The organism is Streptomyces sp. LS1784 (assembly GCF_020103755.1).
In the GTDB taxonomy this organism is placed as follows: domain Bacteria; phylum Actinomycetota; class Actinomycetes; order Streptomycetales; family Streptomycetaceae; genus Kitasatospora.
Genome location: NZ_JAHSQD010000728.1, coordinates 1 through 3,535, shown reverse-complemented (window position 1 = coordinate 3,535; position 3,535 = coordinate 1). Strand labels below are relative to the sequence as shown.

At 75.2% G+C, this 3,535-nt stretch carries 4 protein-coding genes; 1 reads left to right on the top strand and 3 read right to left on the bottom strand.

Annotated elements, in window-relative coordinates:
- Window positions 1-34 precede the first annotated feature (34 nt).
- The 3 genes from KS423_RS41355 to KS423_RS41345 form a co-directional block, all read right to left on the bottom strand.
- On the bottom strand, window positions 35-1,072 hold the full coding sequence (locus tag KS423_RS41355) for a cation diffusion facilitator family transporter (RefSeq protein WP_224284874.1): 1,038 nt from the start codon (window positions 1,070-1,072) through the stop codon (window positions 35-37).
- An 87-nt stretch (window positions 1,073-1,159) separates the two neighbouring features.
- A complete protein-coding gene (locus KS423_RS41350) occupies window positions 1,160-2,431 on the bottom strand; it encodes an MFS transporter (protein WP_224284873.1) in 1,272 nt (423 codons plus the stop codon).
- 127 nt (window positions 2,432-2,558) lie between these two features.
- Window positions 2,559-2,915 carry a metalloregulator ArsR/SmtB family transcription factor gene (locus tag KS423_RS41345; protein ID WP_224284872.1) on the bottom strand — a complete coding sequence of 119 codons (357 nt, stop codon included), beginning with the start codon at window positions 2,913-2,915 and terminating at the stop codon, window positions 2,559-2,561.
- Between the two features lie 236 nt (window positions 2,916-3,151).
- On the opposite strand from KS423_RS41345, the gene KS423_RS41340 reads away from it, so the two are divergent.
- Window positions 3,152-3,535, top strand: a 384-nt coding sequence (locus KS423_RS41340) for a hypothetical protein (protein WP_224284871.1), incomplete at its 3' end; no start/stop codon positions are given.

Here is a 3,535-nt window from a genome sequence, read left to right as displayed (position 1 = left end):
GGCGGGCGCGCGGCGGCCCGGAACGCCGGGGCGGTCAGCGGGCCGCGCGCCGGTGGTGGGCGAGGTCGGCGTGCGGGTCGTCGGCTCCCGGGGCGGCGCTGTGGTCGGTGTGCACGGTGGCGGCGGTGAGCCTGGGGACGGCGTGGATCAGGCTGTGCTCGGCTGCGACGGCGATGGCGTGGGCCTGGACGACGGTGAGCCGCGGGTCGACGACGATGTCGGCCTCGGCCCGCAGGCTGTGGCCGATCCAGCGCATCCGGACGTCCCCGACTCCGCGCACGCCCTCGACGTGGCGCAGCGCGCGTTCGGCGGCGTCGATCTGGGCGGGGTCGACGGCGTCCATGAGCCGCCGGTAGACCTCGCGGGCGGCGTCCTTGAGCACGAGCAGGATCGCGGCGGTGATGAACAGGCCGACGACCGGGTCGGCGGCCTGCCAGCCGAGGGCGACGCCGCCGGCGCCGAGCAGGACGGCGAGCGAGGTGAAGCCGTCGGTGCGGGCGTGCAGGCCGTCGGCGACCAGTGCCGCCGAGCCGATCCGCCGGCCGGTGACGATCCGCAGGCGGGCCACCCACTCGTTGCCGGCGAAGCCCGCGAGGGCGGCCAGGGCGACGGCCCACAGGTGGCCGACTCCGCGGGGGCTCACCAGGCGGTCGACGGCCTCGTAGGCGGTGAGCACGGAGGAGGCGGCGATGGTGAGGACGATGGCGATGCCGGCGAGGTCCTCGGCCCGCCCGTACCCGTAGGTGTAGCGGCGGTTGGCAGGGCGTCGGCCGAGCAGGAGGGCGAGGCCGAGCGGAACGGCGGTGAGCGCGTCGGCGGCGTTGTGGATGGTGTCGCCGAGCAGGGCGACCGATCCGGACAGGACCACGATCACGGCCTGGAGGGCGGTGGTGACGCCGAGCACGACGAGGGACTGCCCCAGGGTGCGTATGCCCGCGCGGGAGGCCTCCATCGCGCTGTCGACCTTGTCCATGGCCCCGTGGCCGTGCGGGGTGACGAGGTGGGCGAGGTCGTGCCGCAGCCGGGACCGGCAGGAGCCGCGTCCCCCGTGCGCGTGGTGGTGCTCGTCCACGGTACGTTCGCCCCTTCTCGGGGTCGGCCGGTGTTCCGTCTTCCAGTGTGTGCGCGGGCCCGCACCCGCGCACCGGCGCCCGCCCGGTCAGCCGGGAACGGCGGCGCCCCGCCCCCCGCTCGCCACCGGTACCGGCGCCGACTCGGCGGGCACCCGGCGCCAGGCGCGGGCGGCCAGCACAGCGGAGGCCGACGTGACGACGCCGAGCGCGGCAGAGGCCTCGGTGAGGCCCAGGGTTGCGCCGAGCCAGCCGGCCAGGGGGTAGGTGAGCAGCCAGCAGCCGTGGGAGAGGGAGAACTGGGCAGCGAAGACCGCGGGGAGGTCCTCGTCGGCCACCGAGTCGCGCAGGACGCGGCCGGTGGGGGTGAGGATCAGCGAGCCGACCGCGCCGAAGGCGGTCCAGACAGTGAGCAGTACGGGCCAGCGCCATGCGCCCGCCCCGGCGGCCGTGACCGCGGCGAGCAGGGCGAAGAGTCCGACGATGCCGAACGCCGCCGGGAGCATGACGCTCCGGTCCGGTGTCCGGTCCAGCACCCGGGGCAGCAGCAGCGCCACGGCCATCGACCCGGCCCCGTAGGCGCCGAGTGCGACCGGCACGTCGGCGGCGGGGCGACCGAGCTGGTCGCGGACGTAGACGACGGTGTTGACGATCACCATGGCACTGGCGGCGGCGGCCGCGAGGTCCAGGGCGAGCATCGCGCGCAGCCGGGGCACGGCGAGGAACAGCCGGGTGCCGCGGACGGACCTGGCGAGGACGCCGCCGTCAGCCTCCGCCCGCTCCGGCCGGATCGGTGTGGGCAGGACCGCGGAGACCACCAGGGCGGCGGAGGCGAGGAACCCGGCGGCGGTGCCCCAGAACAGCCAGTGGTAGCTGATCAGGGCCAGCAGCGCCGCCGCGAGCACCGGACTGACCAGGCTCTCCGTGTCGTAGGCGAGCCGGGACAGCGACAGGGCGCGGGTGTAGGCGCGCTCCTCGGGCAGCACCTCGGGGATCACCGACTGGAAGGCCGGGGTGAAGGCCGCCGAGGCGGACTGCAGGACGAAGATCAGGACGTAGACCTGCCACACCTCGGTGACGAAGGGCAGGGTGAGGGCAACGGCGGCCCGGGTGAGGTCGGAGGCGGCCATCAGGCGCCGCCGCGGGATGCGGTGGGCCAGCGCGGTGACCACCGGGGCGATGCCGACGTACGCGAGCATCTTGATCGCCAGCGCGGTGCCGAGCACCGATCCGGCGTCCGCTCCGGCGAGGTCGTACGCGAGGAGGCCGAGCGCCACCGTGGCGAGGCCGGTGCCCACCAGGGCGACGATCTGGGCGGCGAACAGGTGCAGGAAGGTGCGGTTGCGCAGCACGGACAGCATGGAGGACCCCGCTCGACTGGGCGCGGCAGGACGACACGGCCAGGATAGGTCAACATGTGCACATGCGTGCACATGTTGACAAGAAAGCAGGCCCGTACCCCGGAGGGCACGGGCCGGAGGAGTCGGGTCAGTCGTGCGGCGGGAGCCCGCCGATCTGGTGGTCGGCGACGCTCAGCGCCTCGTCGACCAGCCGGCGCAGGTGCCCGTGGCGCAGCGCGTACACCACGCGCCGGCCGTCCTTGCGGGTCGCGACCAGGCCGGCCAGCCGGAGCTTGCCGAGGTGCTGGCTGACCGACGTCCGGGGTGCTCCGGCCGCCTCGGTGAGCGTGGTCACGTCGGCCTCACCGGCGCTCAGGCGCTGGAGCAGGGCGAGCCGGGTGCGGTCCGCGAGCAGCGCCAGGATGCCGGCCGCGGCCTCCAGCCGCTCGTCGTCCCGGTGCTCCTGCGCATGGTGCGCACCTGATACCTGAAGGCTCCCACTCATGGCGACATCGTAGGGCCCCGGCGGTCCGGAGCGCTGTCCGGGCCGGGCCGGGGCCGATGGCGTACGGGCCCCGGCGGCGGCACCGGGCGCAACGGGCGCGGGCCGGCTGGGTCTCCCGGCCCCGGATTGGGGCCCTCCGGCCCTGATGCACCGTCAGCGGCGGTCCCATCCTGGACTCGTCGAGGCCCGTCCCGCCGCCTCGCCCGAACGACACCACGAGTCCCCGGAGGACCCGCATGTTCTGCTTCCAGTGCGAACAGACCGACCGCACCGGCGCCACCCCCGGCTGCGCCGGTCCGATCGGCAACTGCGGCAAGGATTCCCCCACTTCGGACCTCCAGGACCTGCTGATCCACGCGGTCAAGGGCATCTCGCAGTACGCCGCGAAGGCGCGGGCGCTCGGCGACCCGGACGACGAGGCGGCGGCCTTCGTCCTGTACGCGGTCTTCACCACGCTCACCAACGTCAACTTCAACCCCACCCGCTTCGCCGCGCTGATCCAGCTGGCCGTGGGCGTCCGCAACCGGGCCCGGGACCGGTACGAGCGGGCCGCGCGCGCCGCCGGGCAGGAGCCGGAGACGCTCACCGGGCCGGCCGCCTGGGCGCCCGCGGCGGACCCC

What these genes read in the sequence shown, in the direction of transcription:
- KS423_RS41345 (WP_224284872.1), bottom strand. Translation starts at nt 2,915, where the DNA reads ATGAGTGGGAGCCTTCAGGTATCAGGTGCGCACCATGCGCAGGAGCAC.
- KS423_RS41350 (WP_224284873.1), bottom strand. Translation starts at nt 2,431, where the DNA reads ATGCTGTCCGTGCTGCGCAACCGCACCTTCCTGCACCTGTTCGCCGCC.